Consider the following 16,916-nt stretch of genomic DNA (forward strand, 5'->3'; position numbering starts at 1 on the left):
AGGACGACATGACCGACAGCAGCACAAGTGCGCCGGTGGCGCCGCGCCGCCCTTATTCCTTCACCCGCCACGGCATCACCGTGAGCGACGATTATGCCTGGCTGAAGGATGCGCGATGGCAGGAGGTGCTGCACGATCCGTCGCTGCTCGACGCCGACATCCGCGCCTATCTCGAGGCCGAGAACGCCTATGCGGAATCCGTGCTCGGCCATACCGCACCGCTGCAGAAGAAGCTCGTCGCGGAGATGCGCGGCCGCATCAAGGAGGACGATTCCTCGGTGCCATCGCCGGACGGGCCCTACGCCTACTTCCGAAAGTACCGCGAGGGCGGCCAGCACGAGCTGTTCTGCCGCACGCCGCGCAACGGCGGGGCGGAGACCATCGGGCTCGACGGCGATGCTCTGGCGCGCGGGCATGAGTATTTCAAGTTCGGCGGCAGCCGGCATTCGCACGACCACAAGCTGGCCGCCTGGAGCGCCGACACCAAGGGCTCGGAATATTTCACGATCCGCGTCCGCGACTGGGACGGTGGAAACGATCTCGTCGATCTCGTCGAGGAGACCGACGGCGGCGTGGTGTGGTCGCGTGACTGCAAGAGCTTCTTCTACGTCAAGCTCGACGACAATCACCGCCCGATGCAGGTGTGGCGGCACAAGCTCGGCACCAACCAATCAGACGATTTGCTGGTCTATGAGGAGAAGGACACCGGCTGGTTCACCCATGTGCACGAGTCGACCTCCGGCCGGTTCTGCGTGATTGCCGGGGGCGACCATGAGACCTCGGAGCAGCGGCTGATCGATCTCGATCATCCCGATGCGCCGCCGCGTCTGGTCGCCGCGCGCGAGAACGGCGTGCAATATTCGATCGCCGATCGCGGCGACGAGCTGCTCATTCTCACCAATGCCGACGGCGCGATCGACTTCAAGATCGTGACCGCGCCGCTGGCCGCGCCCGAGCGCACCAATTGGCGCGACCTCATTCCGCATCGCGCCGGCATCTATGTGCTCGACCACGATCTCTATGCCGGCCATCTGGTGCGGCTGGAGCGCGCCAATGCGCTGCCGTCGATCGTGATCCGCGACCTGAAATCCGGCGAGGAGCACGCGATCGCCTTCGACGAGGGTGCCTATTCGCTCGACGCGATGGGCTCCTACGAGTTCGACACCACCAACCTGCGCTTTGCCTATTCGTCGATGACGACGCCGTCGGAGGTGTGGGATTACGACATGGTGACGCGCGCTAGAACGCTGCGCAAGCGCCAGGAAATCCCGTCGGGGCACAATCCGGCGGACTACGTCACCACGCGCATCATGGCGAAGGCGGACGACGGCGCCGAGGTGCCGGTCTCGCTCTTGCATCGGCGCGACTTCAAGGCCGACGGGTCAGCGCCGCTGCTGCTCTACGGCTACGGGTCCTACGGCCATGCCATGCCGGCGTCGTTCTCCACCAACCGGCTGTCGCTGGTCGACCGCGGCTTCGTCTATGCCATCGCGCATATTCGCGGCGGCACTGACAAGGGCTGGGGCTGGTACCTCGACGGCAAGCGCGAGAAGAAGACCAACAGTTTCGACGATTTCTCAGCCTGTGCGCGGGCGCTGATCGCCGCCAACTACACCAGCGAGAAGCGCATCGTCGGCCATGGCGGTAGCGCCGGCGGCATGCTGATGGGCGCAGTCGCCAACCGCGCGGGCGAGCTGTTCGCCGGCATCGTCGCCGAGGTGCCGTTCGTCGATGTGCTCAATACCATGCTCGACGACAGCCTGCCGCTGACGCCGCCGGAATGGCCCGAATGGGGCAACCCGATCGAGAGCGAAGCGGATTTTCGCACCATCCTGTCCTACTCGCCCTACGACAACGTCGCTGCCAAGCCCTATCCCGCGATCCTCGCGATGGCCGGTCTCACCGACCCGCGCGTCACCTATTGGGAGCCGGCGAAGTGGATCGCCCGGCTGCGCGCGACCATGACCGGTGGCGGCCCTGTCGTGCTGCGCACCAACATGGGCGCCGGCCACGGCGGCGCCTCCGGCCGCTTCAACCGGCTGGATGAGGTCGCGATCGTCTATGCGTTCGCGCTGTGGGCGGTGGGCTTGGCGGATAGAAGCGCGTGAGCGCGGCGACTGACAGCAACAGCGAGATGTGTAGCGGGATCTCGCCCGACCAACAGTGTCGTCCCTGCGAACGCAGGGACCCATAACCACCGTCCTCGGTTGTTGGGCAGGCTGGAGCCACCTTCTTCGTAGTCACATCCGCCTGTGTTTCTGGGTTCCGGCTCAAGGCCGGGACGACAGCGGAGTGTGTGACGGTTACCTGCCGTTCTTCGCGCGCCACGCGGCGAAATCCGCCGGCGTCTGCGGATCGGTCGCCGGATAGAGGCCGAGGATGGAGCGGCCGTTCGCGACCTGCTCGGCGACGAAATCTTCGAACGCGGTCATCTCGAACGTCTCCTCCGCGATCTCGTCCGCGAGATGGGCGGGGATGACGATGACGCCGTCGGAATCGCCGAGGATCACGTCGCCGGGAAACACCGGCGCGTCGCCGCAGGCGATCGGGCCGTTGATCTCGATCGCATGATGCAGGGTGAGATTGGTCGGCGCGCTCGGGCGCTGGTGGAAGGCGGGAATGCCGAGCTTGGCGATCTCGGCCGCATCGCGAAACCCGCCATCGGTGACGACACCGGCGACGCCGCGCTGCTGCAGGCGGCTCACCAGGATGGCGCCGGCCGAGGCAGCCCGCGCGTCCTTGCGGCTGTCCATCACCAGCACGGCACCGGGCGGACACTCCTCCACGGCCTTGCGTTGCGGATGGGCACGGTCGCGAAACACCTCGATGGTGTTGAGGTCCTCGCGCGCCGGGATATAGCGCAGGGTGAATGCCTCGCCGACCATGGTCGGCGCGTCCGGATTGAGCGGATGGACGTTCTGGATGCACTGGATGCGCAGGCCGCGCTTAAACAGCGCGGTCGCAACGGTGGCGGTGGAGACGGTCTTGAGCTTGTTGCGGGTGGTGTCGCTGAGTTTGGTCATGCGGTGCTCGTCGTTCTCCCCTCCCCCTTGCGGGGAGGGGTTGGGGGTGGGGGTCCACATCAACGGTGTCGCTTGGGGTACCCCCTCCCCGACCCTCCCCCGCAAGGGGGGAGGGAGCGCACCGGGTGCGCGGAAACAGCGCGGGCTAACGCGGCGCTATGAACTAATAAATCGCGGGCTCCCCGACCGCGGCGCCGAAGCCGGTCTCGAGGAAGTCGAAATCGCAGCCGTCATTGGCCTGCTTGATGTGGCGGGCGAACATCCAGCCATAGCCACGCTCGAAGCGCGGCGTTGGCGGTGTCCAGGCGGCACGGCGGCGCGCCAATTCGTCCTCAGGCACATCGAGATTGATGGTGCGCGCGGCGACGTCGAGCGTGATGCGGTCGCCGTTCTTCACCAGCGCCAAGGGACCACCGACATAGGCCTCCGGCGCGACGTGCAGGATGCAGGCGCCGTAGCTGGTGCCGCTCATGCGGGCGTCCGACAGCCGCACCATGTCGCGCACGCCCTGCTTCACGAGCTTGGTCGGGATCGGCAGCATGCCCCATTCGGGCATGCCCGGCCCGCCCTGCGGCCCGGCATTGCGCAGGATCAGCACGTGATCGGCCGTGACGTCGAGATCGGGATCGTCGATCGCCTTCTTCATCGACGGATAGTCGTCGAACACCAGCACCGGGCCCGTGTGCCTGAGGAAGCGCGGCTCGCAGGCGGAGGGCTTGATGACGCAGCCATCCGGCGCGAGGTTGCCCTTGAGCACGGCGAGCGCGCCCTCGCGGTAGATCGGGTTGGATTGCGGGCGGATGACGTCGTCATTGTAGACGCCGGCGCCTGTGATGTTGTCGCCCAGCGTGCGGCCGTTGACGGTGAGGCAGTCGAGATGGAGATGCTCTTTCATCCGGCTCATCAGGCCGGGCAGCCCGCCAGCGTAATAGAAGTCCTCCATCAGATAGGTGTCGCCGCTCGGCCGGACATTGGCGAGCACCGGCACCTTGCGGCTCGCGGCCTCGAAATCGTCGAGGCCGATATCGGCGCCGGCGCGGCGTGCCTGCGCGATCACGTGGATGATCGCGTTGGTGGAGCAGCCCATCGCCATCGCGACCGCGATCGCATTCTCGAACGCTGGCCGCGTCTGAATCTTCGACGGCGTCAGGTCCTCCCACACCATCTCGACGACGCGGCGGCCGCACTCCGAGCTCATGCGGATGTGCTCGGCATCGGCGGCGGGAATCGACGAGGCGCCGGGCAAGGTCATGCCGATGGCCTCGGCAATCGCGGTCATGGTCGAGGCCGTGCCCATGGTCATGCAGGTGCCGTGGCTGCGCGCGATGCCCGCCTCCATCGCATTCCAGTCGGCGTCCGACAGTTTTCCGGCGCGGCGCTCGTCCCAGTACTTCCAGGCATCGGAGCCGGAGCCGAGCGTCTTGCCTTTCCAATTGCCGCGCAGCATCGGTCCTGCGGGGAGATAGATCGCCGGCAGGTTCATGCTGGTGGCGCCGAGCAGCAGCGCCGGCGTGGTCTTGTCGCAGCCGCCCATCAGCACGACGCCGTCGACGGGATGGCTGCGCAGCAGTTCCTCGACGTCCATCGCCAGCATGTTGCGATAGAGCATCGTGGTCGGCTTCAACAGCGACTCCGACAGCGACAGCGCCGGCAGCTCGATCGGGAAGCCGCCGGCCATCAGCACGCCGCGCTTGACGTCGTCGACCCGCTGCTTGAAGTGCATGTGGCAGGGCTGCGCGTCGGACCAGGTGTTGATGATGGCGATGACCGGCCGGCCCTTCCATTCCTCCTGGGCGTAGCCCATCTGCATCACGCGCGAGCGATGGCCGAAGGAGCGGAGATCGTCGGGTGCGAACCAGCGCGCGCTGCGCAGCTGATCGGGTTGCTTGCGCTCGCTCATGATTGCGTCCCCCAGGTCAGCACGGTCCGGCGCTCGATGGTGCGGAAGATCAGGTTCTCGACCACGAGGCCGATCACGATCACGGTCAAGAGGCCGGCGAAAACGGCGGGAATCTCCAGCAAATTGCGGTTCTCGAAGATGAACCAGCCGAGGCCGCCCTGCCCCGAGGACACGCCGAACACCAGCTCGGCCGCGATCAGGGTCCGCCACGCAAACGCCCAGCCGATCTTGAGGCCGGTGAGGATGGCGCCGAACGCCGCCGGAATCAGGATGCGGATGACGTAGGAAAGGCCGCTCAGCTCGTAGTTCCGGCCGACCATGCGCAGCGTGTTGGACACGCTCTTGAAGCCGGAATGGGTGTTGAGCGCGACCGGCCACAGCACCGAATGGATCAGCACGAAGACGAGGCTGCCGCTGCCGAGCCCAAACCAGATCAGCGCCAGCGGCAGCAGCGCGATCGCCGGCAGCGGGTTGAACATCGCCGTGACGGTCTCGAGGAAATCGGTGCCGATGCGGGTCGATATCGCGAGCACGGTCAGGATGGCCGCCAGCGTAATGCCGGCGGCATAGCCCATGAACAGCACCTTCAGCGAGGTCCAGGCGCGCATCGGAATGGTGCCGTCGCGCACCTTTTCCCAGAGCGCGACGATGGTGTCGGAGAAGGTCGGGAACAGCAGCGGATTGTCGAGATAGCTGCCGTATGCCTGCCAGATCGCGGCCAGCACGACGATGATCAGGCTCTTGCGCACGAAGCCGTCGTTCCACAGCAGCTCGAGCATGCCGAGCTTGCGCTCGACCTCGGCCGGGGACGCGCTCGCCGCAGCCGTGTCACGCAGGATGATCTTTGCGTCAGCCATGGGAGCGGCCCTCAATGTGCCGTTGCGGGTTCAGAAAACAGCAGGTCATGGATCTGCTTCTCCAGGCGTGCGGCACTGCCATCCTCGGCCGAGACCTTGTCAACGTCGATGACCTCGGCCTTGACCCGGCCAGGGTGCGGCGACAGCAGCAGGATGCGGTTGCCGATCTTGATGGCCTCCGCAATCGAATGCGTGACGAACAGCACCGTGAACTTGGTCTCGCTCCAGAGCTGCAACAGCTCGTCCTGGCAGGTGCGCCGCGTCAGCGCGTCGAGCGCCGCGAACGGCTCGTCCATCAAGAGAATGTCCGGCTCCATCGCCATGCCCCTGGCGATCGCCACGCGCTGCTTCATGCCGCCCGACAGCGTATGCGGATAGGCATCGACGACGCGCGTCAGCCCGACCTTCTCGATATAGGCGCGGGCCCGGCCCTCGGCCTCCTTGCGCGGCATGCGCCGCGCCGTCAGCAGCGGGAACATGACGTTGGCGAGCACGGTCTTCCACGGCAGCAGCTGATCGAACTCCTGGAAGATCATCATGCGGTCGGCGCCGGGACCGGTGATCTCGCGGCCGTTGATGCGCATCCGTCCTTCGCTCGGCTTGATGTAACCACCGACCGCCTTCAGCAGGGTCGACTTGCCGCAGCCGGACGGTCCGAGCAGGACGAAGCGATCGGAGCGGTCGACGGAGAAGCCGACGCGTTCGGTTGCCGTGATCACGGCGCTGGAGGTCTTGTAGCGCAAAGTGACGCCATCGACATCGAGCAGCGCAGACATCAGTTGCCCTTCAGATCATGGGCGACCGGCAGGTAGTAGTCGGTCCAAGCCTTGGGCTGGGTCTTGATGGTGCCGATCTTGGCGAGATGCGCGGCGAACTTCATCGTGCCCTGCGGCTCCAGGTTCCACTCCATCATGCCGGGCTCCTTGAGCCAAGCGAGCAGATCCTCGACCGAGGTCTTGTCGCCGGTAATCTCCTTGTAGATCTCCACCGCCGTCCGGGTATCGCTGCGGATCAGGTCTTGCGCCTCCTTGGTGGCGTCGCGCACCGCCTGGATGATCTTCGGGTTGGCGTCGGCGAACTTGGTGGTGGTGAAGAACTGCGCCTGGCTCAGCGGTCCACCCATCACGTCGGGCGAATTCATCACGACGTGCGCGCCGGGGACGTTCTTCAATTCGAGGAACGTATAGGGCGGGATCGAGAAATGGTTGTGCACCTCGTGCTGCGGGTTCGACAGCGCCGTATAGGCATCGGGGTGACCGAGCTGCACGGTGTTGGCGTCGAGCTTGTTCCACTGATCGGCGCCGAACGCCTCGGCGGCTGCGATCTGCAGCACGATGGCCTGGGTCGAGACCTTGACGGTCGGCACGGCGATCTTGTCGCTGGGACCGAAGTCCTTGATCGACTTGATGTTGGGATCGCGGCTGATCAGGGTCATCGGCTGTGCCGAGGTCGCGACGATACCCTTCACGCCGCCGCGGGTACGGTCCCACAACAACAGCAGATTGCCGGTGCCGGTGTTGAGAATGTCGACGCTGCCCGACAGCAGCGCATCGGTCTGCGCGCCGCCGCCGGAGAAGGTCAGCCATTTGGTGGTGACGCCGGGCACGCCAAGCGCCGCGGCATGCTTCTCGATCAGCTTGTTCTTCTCGATGATGTGGCTCGGCATGTAGAAGATGCCGGGCTGGCGCGACAGCGAGACCTCGGTCTTCTGCTGGGCCTGTGCGGCGTCATTCCAGGCCGCCGCGACCAGCAGCGCGGCCAGCAGGCCGGCGGCTCGTGCGGCCGAGCGCCCGAACTTCTCGAACATGGGACATCCCTCCTCGCGTGCCGGCTCCTTCTTGACGGCCGACGGAGAGATGCACTAATGCATTAGTGCATCTCTGACAAGGGCTGTTCTGCCCTGCGACATTCGAGCCGGACGTCCGACCAAATGGCATTGCCCGCGACGCCTGCTGCGGTTCTCCCACCCGAACGGCTCGATCCGAGCCGGCGCGCGGCACCGCAGGTCTTCGAGCGGTTGCGCGACCAGATCATCGCGCTGGCGCTGCCGCCGGGAGCGCCATTGTCGCGGCCGGCGCTGCAAGCCGAGTTCGGCCTCAGCTCGACACCGATCCGGGACGCGCTGATGCGGCTGGCCGAAGAGGGCCTGGTCGACGTCTTCCCGCAGCATGCGACCCTGGTCAGCCGCATCGACGTGGCTCGCGCGCAGCAGGCGCAGTTCCTGCGCCAGGCGCTGGAGCTCGAGATCGTGCGGCTGCTCGCGCTGACACCGGCGGCGGCCCCGATCGACGAGCTGCATGCCCTGATCGCCCAGCAGAGACGGTTCGCCAAGGACGGCAACTTCACCTCGTTCACGATCGTCGACAACGCATTCCACGAGCGGCTCTACACCGCCGCGGACAAGCACGAGCTGTGGAGTCTGGTCCGCAGCCGCAGCGGTCACATCGACCGGCTGCGCCGGCTGCATCTGCCTTCGCCCGGCAAGGCGCAGACCATCCTGCGCCACCACAAGCAGATCGTCGACGCGATCGCCGCGGGCCGGCCGGACGAGGCGCAGACGCATCTGCGCGAGCACCTGACCGGCACGCTGAGCGACCTCGCGACCATTCGCGGCCGCTGGCCGGACTATCTCAGCGGCTAGCGGCCCGCCCAATCGGAGGACATAAGCGGTGTCACGCCGCACCCCGGCATGTCGCTCCTGTGGCCACTCCGTCCCGTGCAGGTCCGCATTGTCTCCACCCGTCGCGCCGCCCGGGATCGTCGACCTTAGACATGTGCTTAAATATTGTGCATTCAGCGGGACTGCCCTCGCCGGAACGAGGCGATTGTGAAGCGCTCCGCGCCCTGCAACTACGGCGCGAGCGCCTCGAATGCAGGCACGGCGCCCGGATGCTCCACCCTTCGCCCGCACGGGACATCCATCACCGCGTCCCATCCTGCATGTGACTTGCGCGGCGAAGCGCTTGCGGCGCGCCGCGAATTGGGCAAAACCTTTACAACTGACCGTTGGTCTTGCTGCCAGCCAATCGGGAGATGCGGAGCGTGGCGAAGATTCTGGTCGTGGACGACGATCCGCTCATGCAGCTGACAATTCAGCGCGTGCTCGAACGCGCCGGTCACGTCGTCGGAATCGCCGGTGACGGCCAGAAGGCGCTCGTCCGCTTCAAAAGCGAGAGCTTCGACCTGGTGATCCTGGACATCTTCATGCCGGGCATGGACGGGCTGGAGGCGATGCGCATGATCCTCAAGCAAACGCCGGGTGTTCCGATCATCATGACCTCGGGACGTCCCCACACCCCGACCTCGATGTCAGAGCCCGACTATCTTGCCATGGCCACCAAACTGGGAGCGGTTTCCGCATTGCCCAAGCCGTTCAAGCCGGCAGCCCTCCTGACGATGGTTTCCGATTGCCTGGCATCGGCAGGCGATCAGGCTACTCGACCCAGGCCAGGCCACAATGCTGTTCCGAACTCCTGACAGCCGAAGCGAAGAGCCCCTGCTGAGCGGCGCGCAGCCCGCGAGCGAGGGTCCGCGGCTCGGCGGCCGCATCACGCTGACGACGCGACTGGCTGTCGCGATGATCCTGCTGGTCGCGATCGCGGTGTTCGCCGTCGGCTGGCTCGGCTACCGCAGCCTCGAGCGGGCGCTGCTGCCGCGCGCGCTCGATCGAATCGAGTCGCATTCGCGCCTGATGGCGACCGAGCTCGAAAACTATGTCGGCGGCGCCCGCAACGACATCAACGGCTATCGCGCCTCGCCAAATCTGGCAACGTTGATACGCACGCTGAAGACGGGGGCTCCCGATCCCCGCGAAGGGCTGCCGGCGCAGTCGTGGCGCGAGCGGGTCGCAATGCGCTACTTCGCCGAGCTGCAGGCCAAGCAGACCTACGCGATGATCCGCCTTGTCGGGATCGAGAACAATTATCGCGAGCTGCTCCGGGTCGACCGGCTCGGGCCGGGCAACACGGTGCGGATCGTTCCGGAGAACGAGCTGATCACGCGCGGCGAACGCAACTACATCAAGGAGACGCTGAGCCTGCCGCCCGGCGGCATCCGACTCTCGCCGATCATTCTCGACGGCAACACGACGGATCCCAAGACAGGCGTGCCGATGCTGTGCGTCGGCACGCCGGTGTTCGCGCCGGACGGCAAGCCGTACGCGATCCTGATGATCGATCTCGACATGCGCCCGATCTTTGCGCATCTGCGCGCCGCGGCCCGGCCGGGCGCCCAGCTCTACCTGGTGAACGCCCGCGGCGACTATCTCTTCCATCCCGAATCAGACCGGGAATTCGCCTCCAAGCGCGGCCGATCGACGCGATGGCAGGACGATTTTCCGACGCTCGCCGGCGCAACGGGCAGCGCCGAAGGTTTCGCGCAGATCCTGCACGACGAGGCCGATCGTCCCGGCGGCGTCGCCTTTGCTCCGGCGCTGCTCGCGGGACAGGAATGGGTGGCGGTGATCGAGACGATCCCGAACACCGCCTTCATGGCGCCCGCCCTCGCCATCCGCAAGACGGCGATCGAGGTCGGCCTGATCGCGATGCTGTGCGCAGCCGCGCTCGCCTTCGTGGTCGCGCGCTCGCTGACGCGGCCGATCAACCAGCTGACCCAGGCCGTCGAGGGCGTGGGCCGCGGCGAGGCGGTGAACATTCCGCTCGAGGCGGTCGGCGAGACCGGCGTGCTGGCGCGCGCCTTTGCCCGCGTGCTGGACGAGGTTCGCACCAAGACCGCCGAGCTCGAGCGCGAAGTCCAGGAGCATTACCTGACCGAAGCGGCGCGCGACCATTTCGCCGCCCGCGAACGGCTGTACAGTGCAGCGGTGGAATCGTCGAACGACGCGATCGTGACGCTGTCGCTGGACGGCACCATCACTGCGTGGAATCCGGCAGCCGAGGCCATGCTGGGCTACTCCGCCGAGGAGGCCGTGGGCCGCCGTGCGGATTTCCTCGTGCCGCCAGAGCGCATGGCCGAGGCCCAGGACATTCTGGCGCGCATGGCCCGCGGCGAGCGGATCCAGCACTTCGAGACGGTGCGGATCCGCAAGGACGGTGAGCTGGTCCAGGTCTCGCTCAGCGTCTCGCCGATCAAATCACCGACGGGCCAGATCATCGGCGCCTCCAAGATCGCACGCGACGTCACCGAGAGCCGCCGGACCGAGCTGGCGCTGCGCCAGCAGACCGAGGAGCGGCGGCGCATCTTCGAGACGTCGCGGGACCTGATCCTCATCACCGACCGCAATGGCATCCTGGTCCAGGTCTCACCGAGCGTGGAGACGATTCTCGGCTATACGCCGGCCGAGATGATCGGCCGCAGCGGCGCGGATTTCATCCACTCCGGCGATCTGCTCAAAGCACGCGAGGAGCTTCGTGCCTCGCGCCTCGGCCTGCGCGCACGCACCTCCGACTGCCGCTACGTCCACAAGGACGGCCGCGTGGTGACGCTGTCTTGGACCTCGAACTGGTCGGAGCCGGTGCAGCGCCACTTCTTCATCGGGCGCGACATGACCGAGAGCCGGCTGGCGCAGGAGACGCTGCGGGAGAGCGAGCAGCTCGCCCGCAACATCATCGAGACCGCGCTCGATGCCTTCGTCCAGGTCGACGACAACGGCGCCATTCTCAACTGGAACTCCCAGGCCGAGAAGATCTTCGGCTGGTCGCGCGCCGAGATCATCGGCAAGGACGTGTTCGACGTGATCACGGTCGGGGACGTCGGCGAGGAGCTGCGCGAGGCGCTCGGCCGCATCCTGATGACCGGACAAGCGAGCGCGCTCGGGGTTGGCCGTCGGCGCGAGGTCATGGTGAAGCGGCGCGACGGCCGCGAGTTCAAGGCCGAGCTCAGCGTGACCGCGCTGAAGACCCGCAACGGCTTCGTGCTGAACGGCTTCTTCCGCGACCTCACCGACAAGATCGCGACCGAGGAGCGGATCCGCCAGTCCGAGAAGATGGAGGCGATCGGCCAGCTCACCGGCGGCATCGCGCACGACTTCAACAACATCCTCACCGTGATCACCGGCACGATCGAGATTCTCGCCGCGGCCGTGGCCAAGGAGCCGCAGCTCGCCGCGATCACCAGGATGATCGACGAGGCCGCCGCGCGCGGTGCCGATCTCACCCAGCATCTGCTCGCCTTTGCGCGCCGGCAGCCGCTGCAGCCGCGCGAGGTCGACGTCAACACGCTCATGATCGACACGGCCAAGCTGCTGCGGCCGACGCTCGGAGAGCAGATCGAGATCGAGTCCGTCTTCCAGGACGAGACCTGCGTGGCGCATGTCGATCCGAACCAGCTCGCCACGGCGGTCATCAACCTCGCGCTCAATGCCCGCGACGCGATGCTGAATGGCGGCAAGCTCATCCTGGAGACCGGCTGGGCCGACCTCGACGAGAACTACGCAAGTCTCTACGACGACGTGCGGCCCGGTCGCTACGCGATGATCGCGGTGAGCGACAGTGGCAGCGGCATTCCGGCCGCCATCATCGACAAGGTGTTCAATCCGTTCTTCACCTCGAAGGGGCCGGGCAAGGGGACGGGGCTCGGATTGTCGATGGTGTACGGCTTCGTGAAGCAATCGGCCGGACACATCAGGATCTACAGCGAAGAAGGCCACGGCACCACGATCCGGATGTACCTGCCGCCGGGCAGCGAAGAGGCGGTCACGGAGCCATCGGGCGCCGCGCCGGCGATCCAGGGCGGCCAGGAGACGATCCTGGTGGTGGAGGACGATCGGCTGGTGCGCGGCTACGTTCTCGCCCAGCTCCATGCGCTGGGCTATGCGACGCTGGAAGCGGCCAATGCCGCCGAAGCGCTGGCGATCACCAATGCCGGAGAGCCGTTCGATCTGCTCTTCACCGACATCATCATGCCGGGGACGATGAACGGCCGCCAGCTCGCATCCGAGATCCAGCGGATTCGCCCGGCGCAGCGGGTCCTATTCACCTCCGGCTACACCGAAAATGCCGTGGTGCATCACGGTCGGCTCGACGAGGGAATTCTTCTGCTGCCGAAACCGTACCGCAAATCCGAGCTCGCCAAGATGATCCGCAAGGCGCTCGCCGCCACCGAGGCTTGAGCAATGCGGCTTGACCATGCGGCCTGACCAACGCGGCCTGGCGCTTGCGATTGCCGCTGCTCCAGAGCGAGGCCACGTGCGGGCGGCCCGGCCATCGGCTCAATTGGCGCGCGACGCCGTCATCACGATGCGGATCAGATCGGCCGCGTTGCGCGCGCCGAGCTTCTTCATGATGTTCGCGCGGTGATCCTCGATCGTGCGCGGGCTGATGCCCAGCGTGCGCCCCGCCTCCTTGTTCGAGGCCCCCGCCGTGAACTGTTCCAGGACCTCGCGCTCGCGCCGCGTCAGCGGCTCGCGGCCGGGGAAATGCAGCGAGCCGATCTTCGGCGAGGCGTTCTCCTTCTGCCGCCGCGCGAACGCGCCGATCGCCTCGTTCAGACGGGCCACGATCTCACTGCCGCGGAACGGCTTCTCGATGAAGTCGAGCGCCCCGTTCTTGATCGCGTTCACGGCCATCGGGATGTCGCCCTGGCCCGAGATCATGAAGATCGGAGCCGGATAGTCCTCGCCGTGCAGTTCCCTGAGAATGTCGAGACCCGACTTTCCGGGGATGTGCACGTCGAGCAGGATACAGGCCGGTGTCCTGCTCCGCGCCACCGCCAGGAGCGCGGCGCCGTCCGCAAAACAGATCACTTCATACCCACCCGCCGACAAGACCATCGAGAGGGTGTCACGCACGGCTGGATCGTCATCGACGACAAAGATCTCACCGCGGGAAGTTGTTTGTTCGGCCATGGGCGATTGCTCTTGCAAAGGAGAAGAAACAATGAAAGCGCGTCTTATGATACCATACTCGTCGGGTGCTTTGGGCACCCGTATTTGTACGGTTTATGATCCTAACCCACAAGTAGTAGCTGCAGATCGGTGACCGCCTTCACGAGACCACGATCTGGACACGATCTCAAGGCAGCCGTCGTGAGCGGCATGCTGCTTTGCAAAACACATCAACGTCGACAGCGTCATGATCGACATCAAGCTCTGATCGCATCGGCGTTGCCCGCTTGCACCACGCCGAACGGGCATGCTCGGTGCCAGACCAGTGCACGGCTCTTGCCACGAAAATCTGCACGGCATTTGACACAAGACGTGCAGCCGTCAGTCGGCCCTTGCCCTCGTCTTGATCAGAAATCGGCGGTATTTGGACGTTGCACAGGATGTGCACTCTGGACCGCGGCTTGTGCCGATGTAGGTCTCTCAGGACCGATGCTTCGCGGCAACAGTTTCGGCTGCGACGCCGCCCCAGGTGTGGACCACGGGCAGGCCGAGCGCAGTCTTGCCGAGATTGGCAAGGCAGATGCGCAGCGCCGCCAGATCGACCGGCTTCGGCAGACTCTGCAGGTCGATCCCGAGCGAGCGCGCGAGCAGCCGGGCCTCAATTCGCTTCGCCGCATCCATGCCGCTGATTACGATCACGGAACCGGCGAAGCGGGTATCTGCGATGACCTTGAGGACCTCGGTCCCGTCGCCATCCTCGAACATGAGATCGAGCGTCACGCAGTCGAAGCGCTTGTTGCGCACCTCGCGGATCGCGTCGCTGCAGGTGGCCGCGACCGTCACGGCATGGCCGGCCTGCTTGGCCGCCAGCGCGATCAGCGTCCGCTGCGCAGCGTCGTCGTCGACGACCAAGAGCTGCAACGCGCGCCGTCCGCCATCGTCCGCGCGCTCCGGCCGGCTGGGTGCAAGTTCCGAACTCATGACCGGCATTGGTCGTTCCTGGACAATTTGACCGAGGTCATTGTCATACACGCCCGACCCTGCGGCGGCGTAAAGCGGTTCTCCGAAAAAAGGCCCCCGGCCTTAGGACTTGCGCAGGATCCAGGGCGACGCGTCTCCTCGTCGCTTCGCGCGCGGAAGCTTCCCGAGCGGTGGGCGCGCAATGCGCCGCGCTGCCGGAAGACGAATTAGTTGACGGTCGTTTCCTGGCCGGCGGAAGCGTTGCCACGCTTCTTCTTGTTCTTTCCCTTGATGAACTGGATGTCCATCTCCGAGCCGTTGACCCGGACCAACTCGCAGCGGCGGTAGGCGAGCCCCGTCGAGGACAGCAGCAGAAAGAACTCCTTCAGGTTCAATCCCTGGATCGATCCTTCGACCGTCAGCACCGCGTCGTTGTCCGAGATGGCGTTGAGCTGGCAGTCCCTGCGCCAGGTCCCGTCGATGCCCATGATGCAGACATCGTAGCCGCGGCTGAAGGTGACGCGCTCCGTCCCTTTGTTCTCGTCAGACATCTTCGCGTCCTGCTCTGTTGGGCTGCGGGAACATCTAGTTGCCCGCGGCCGCGATCCTGGGCATTCCCGGAGCGGGCGCCTTCGCCGCGGAAGCGATCCCGCTCGGGCGATACAGGCCACGCCGGTCCGCGAGCGGCTTGAACACGTCGGTGAGGCCGACGACGGTCTCCGCAGCACCGAGTACGAGGAAGCCGTCCGGCTCCATCTGCTTGGCGAGCCGGCCGAAGATGTTGATCTTGGTGTCCTGATCGAAATAGATCAGCACGTTGCGGCAGAACACGACGTCGAACGTGCCGAGCTGGGAGAAGTCGTGCAGCAGATTGAGCTGCCGATGCTGGACCATGCCGCGCACGTCGGAATTGATCTGCCAGAGCTCGCCTGCCTGCTTGAAATATTTGACCAGAAGCTGGATCGGCAGCCCGCGCTGCACCTCGAACTGGCTGTAGAGACCCGCTTTCGACTTCTCGAGCACTTCCTGGGAGAGATCGGTGGCGATGATCTCGATGCGCCATCCACTGAGCGCAGATCCCATCTCCTTGAGCGACATCGCCAGCGAATACGGCTCCTGGCCGGTCGAGCACGCGGCGCACCAGATCCGGATCGACTTGCGATTGGCGCGGGCCTTGAGGATCTCCGGCATGATCACGTCACGGAAGTGATCGAACGGGACCTTGTCGCGGAAGAAGAACGTCTCGTTGGTCGTCATCGCTTCGACGACCTGACTGATCAGGGCGCTCGACCCGTCCTTCAGCTTCTGGACGAGATCGCTGATGCTGGCGAGACCGGCCTTGCGCGCGAGCGGAAGCAGGCGGCTCTCGATCAGATATTGCTTGTCGGCAGACAGATCGAGACCCGATTTGTCTCGAAGCAGCTTGCGCAGGAACTCATAATCAGGCTGGTTCACGGACGGCCTCTTCTGGGCAGACGAAGGGATCAGGCGGATTCGGCTGACAGCGCCTGGATGAGACCGACTTCCTGGAATTTGGCGGCGACAATCTCTTTGTCGAACGGCTTCATGATGTATTCGTTGGCGCCAGCGTTCAGCGCGCGCGAAATATGATCGATGTCGTTCTCCGTGGTGCAGAACACCACCTTCGGGCCTTCGCCGCCCGGCAGCCGGCGCAGGCGCCCGAGGAAATCATAGCCGTCCATGACGGGCATGTTCCAGTCGAGCAGAATGGCGTCCGGCAGGCTCTTGGTGCAGATCTCGAGCGCCCGCTCGCCATCCTCCGCCTCGACGACGGAGAAGCCCAGCTCCTCCAGGATACGGCGTGCGATCTTGCGCACGACGCTGGAGTCATCCACGACCAGACAGCTCTTCATTGTTGTCTCCCCTATGGGACGGTTGACGGACTAGGCGGCGATTGCTGCCTTCGGCAGGAGCTCGAGCACGCGATCGACATCGAGGATGACCATCAGCTGACCGTCGAGGCGGTGCACGCCGCCGGCGAGCTTCGCCATGCGCGGGTCGAGATTGACCGGGTTCTCCTCCCGGCTCTCCTCGGGCAGCCGCAGCACCTCGCCGATCTGATCGATCAGGAGACCATAGGACTCGCCACGCAGATCGACGCCGACCGCCATCGGCGGCTTGCCGTCCTCGGCGCGGGCGAGGCCGAGCCGCGCCCGCATGTCGACGACGGTCACGATGCGGCCGCGCAGGTTGAGGACGCCGGCGATCTCCGCCGACGACAGCGGCACCCGCGTCACCCGCTCCGGCATGAACACGTCCTGCACCCGGGAGATGGGCAGGCCGAAGAGCTGACCGCCGATCATCGCAGTGACGTATTCGACGGCGGCGCCTTCGGTGGTTTCGATCTTGCTGCTCATCGCACGCTGCTCCTG

General features: G+C 65.7%; 15 protein-coding genes. 4 read left to right on the plus strand and 11 right to left on the minus strand.

Annotation, left to right across the window (positions count from 1 at the left end; translation table 11 throughout):
* The first annotated feature begins 8 nt into the window (after positions 1-8).
* Positions 9-2,108, plus strand: coding sequence for a S9 family peptidase (locus QX039_RS16785; RefSeq protein WP_315773913.1), 2,100 nt, complete (start codon positions 9-11; stop codon positions 2,106-2,108).
* Between the two features lie 195 nt (positions 2,109-2,303).
* On the opposite strand, the gene QX039_RS16790 is transcribed toward QX039_RS16785, so the two are convergent.
* The 5 genes from QX039_RS16790 to QX039_RS16810 form a co-directional block, all read right to left on the minus strand.
* Positions 2,304-3,023: a ribonuclease activity regulator RraA gene (locus QX039_RS16790; RefSeq protein WP_315773914.1), complete on the minus strand. Its 720-nt coding sequence runs from the start codon at positions 3,021-3,023 to the stop codon at positions 2,304-2,306.
* Between the two features lie 163 nt (positions 3,024-3,186).
* Positions 3,187-4,923: an L-arabinonate dehydratase gene (gene araD, locus QX039_RS16795; RefSeq protein WP_315773915.1), complete on the minus strand. Its 1,737-nt coding sequence runs from the start codon at positions 4,921-4,923 to the stop codon at positions 3,187-3,189.
* Positions 4,920-5,780, minus strand: coding sequence for an ABC transporter permease (locus tag QX039_RS16800; RefSeq protein WP_315773916.1), 861 nt, complete (start codon positions 5,778-5,780; stop codon positions 4,920-4,922). The genes araD and QX039_RS16800 overlap by 4 nt, the downstream gene beginning before the upstream one ends.
* 11 nt (positions 5,781-5,791) lie before the next feature.
* Positions 5,792-6,556 carry an ABC transporter ATP-binding protein gene (locus QX039_RS16805; RefSeq protein ID WP_315773918.1) on the minus strand — a complete coding sequence of 255 codons (765 nt, stop codon included), beginning with the start codon at positions 6,554-6,556 and terminating at the stop codon, positions 5,792-5,794.
* Positions 6,556-7,587: an ABC transporter substrate-binding protein gene (locus QX039_RS16810; protein ID WP_315740783.1), complete on the minus strand. Its 1,032-nt coding sequence runs from the start codon at positions 7,585-7,587 to the stop codon at positions 6,556-6,558. Before QX039_RS16810 ends, QX039_RS16805 begins: the two co-directional genes overlap by 1 nt.
* Before the next feature lie 123 nt (positions 7,588-7,710).
* Here QX039_RS16810 and QX039_RS16815 point away from each other — a divergent pair, with 123 nt between their 5' ends.
* The 3 genes from QX039_RS16815 (at position 7,711) to QX039_RS16825 (ending at position 12,849) form a co-directional block, all read left to right on the plus strand.
* Positions 7,711-8,421: a GntR family transcriptional regulator gene (locus tag QX039_RS16815; RefSeq protein ID WP_315773920.1), complete on the plus strand. Its 711-nt coding sequence runs from the start codon at positions 7,711-7,713 to the stop codon at positions 8,419-8,421.
* Positions 8,422-8,822: 401 nt separating this feature from the next.
* Positions 8,823-9,257, plus strand: coding sequence for a response regulator (locus QX039_RS16820; protein WP_315740785.1), 435 nt, complete (start codon positions 8,823-8,825; stop codon positions 9,255-9,257).
* The gene (locus QX039_RS16825; protein ID WP_315740786.1) at positions 9,238-12,849 is read left to right on the plus strand and encodes a PAS domain S-box protein; all 3,612 of its coding nucleotides are present in this window, start codon (positions 9,238-9,240) and stop codon (positions 12,847-12,849) included. The genes QX039_RS16820 and QX039_RS16825 overlap by 20 nt, the downstream gene beginning before the upstream one ends.
* A gap of 99 nt (positions 12,850-12,948) precedes the next feature.
* Here QX039_RS16825 and QX039_RS16830 read toward each other — a convergent pair whose 3' ends face one another.
* The 6 genes from QX039_RS16830 to QX039_RS16855 all read right to left on the minus strand — a co-directional run bounded on the left by QX039_RS16830 (position 12,949) and on the right by QX039_RS16855 (position 16,901).
* A complete protein-coding gene (locus QX039_RS16830; RefSeq protein ID WP_315717165.1) occupies positions 12,949-13,584 on the minus strand; it encodes a response regulator transcription factor in 636 nt (211 codons plus the stop codon).
* 459 nt (positions 13,585-14,043) lie between these two features.
* The gene (locus QX039_RS16835) at positions 14,044-14,553 is read right to left on the minus strand and encodes a response regulator (RefSeq protein WP_315740787.1); all 510 of its coding nucleotides are present in this window, start codon (positions 14,551-14,553) and stop codon (positions 14,044-14,046) included.
* 197 nt (positions 14,554-14,750) lie between these two features.
* Positions 14,751-15,074 carry a PilZ domain-containing protein gene (locus QX039_RS16840; protein WP_315740788.1) on the minus strand — a complete coding sequence of 108 codons (324 nt, stop codon included), beginning with the start codon at positions 15,072-15,074 and terminating at the stop codon, positions 14,751-14,753.
* Positions 15,075-15,108: 34 nt separating this feature from the next.
* Positions 15,109-15,978 (minus strand): protein-glutamate O-methyltransferase CheR, encoded by an 870-nt coding sequence (locus tag QX039_RS16845; protein WP_315740789.1) that lies wholly within the window; start codon positions 15,976-15,978, stop codon positions 15,109-15,111.
* A 29-nt stretch (positions 15,979-16,007) separates the two neighbouring features.
* Positions 16,008-16,397 carry a response regulator gene (locus QX039_RS16850; RefSeq protein WP_315716971.1) on the minus strand — a complete coding sequence of 130 codons (390 nt, stop codon included), beginning with the start codon at positions 16,395-16,397 and terminating at the stop codon, positions 16,008-16,010.
* A gap of 30 nt (positions 16,398-16,427) precedes the next feature.
* Positions 16,428-16,901, minus strand: coding sequence for a chemotaxis protein CheW (locus tag QX039_RS16855; protein WP_315740790.1), 474 nt, complete (start codon positions 16,899-16,901; stop codon positions 16,428-16,430).
* Positions 16,902-16,916 lie beyond the last annotated feature (15 nt).

It is taken from the genome of Bradyrhizobium sp. SZCCHNR1043 (assembly GCF_032489675.1).
Classification (GTDB): domain Bacteria; phylum Pseudomonadota; class Alphaproteobacteria; order Rhizobiales; family Xanthobacteraceae; genus Bradyrhizobium.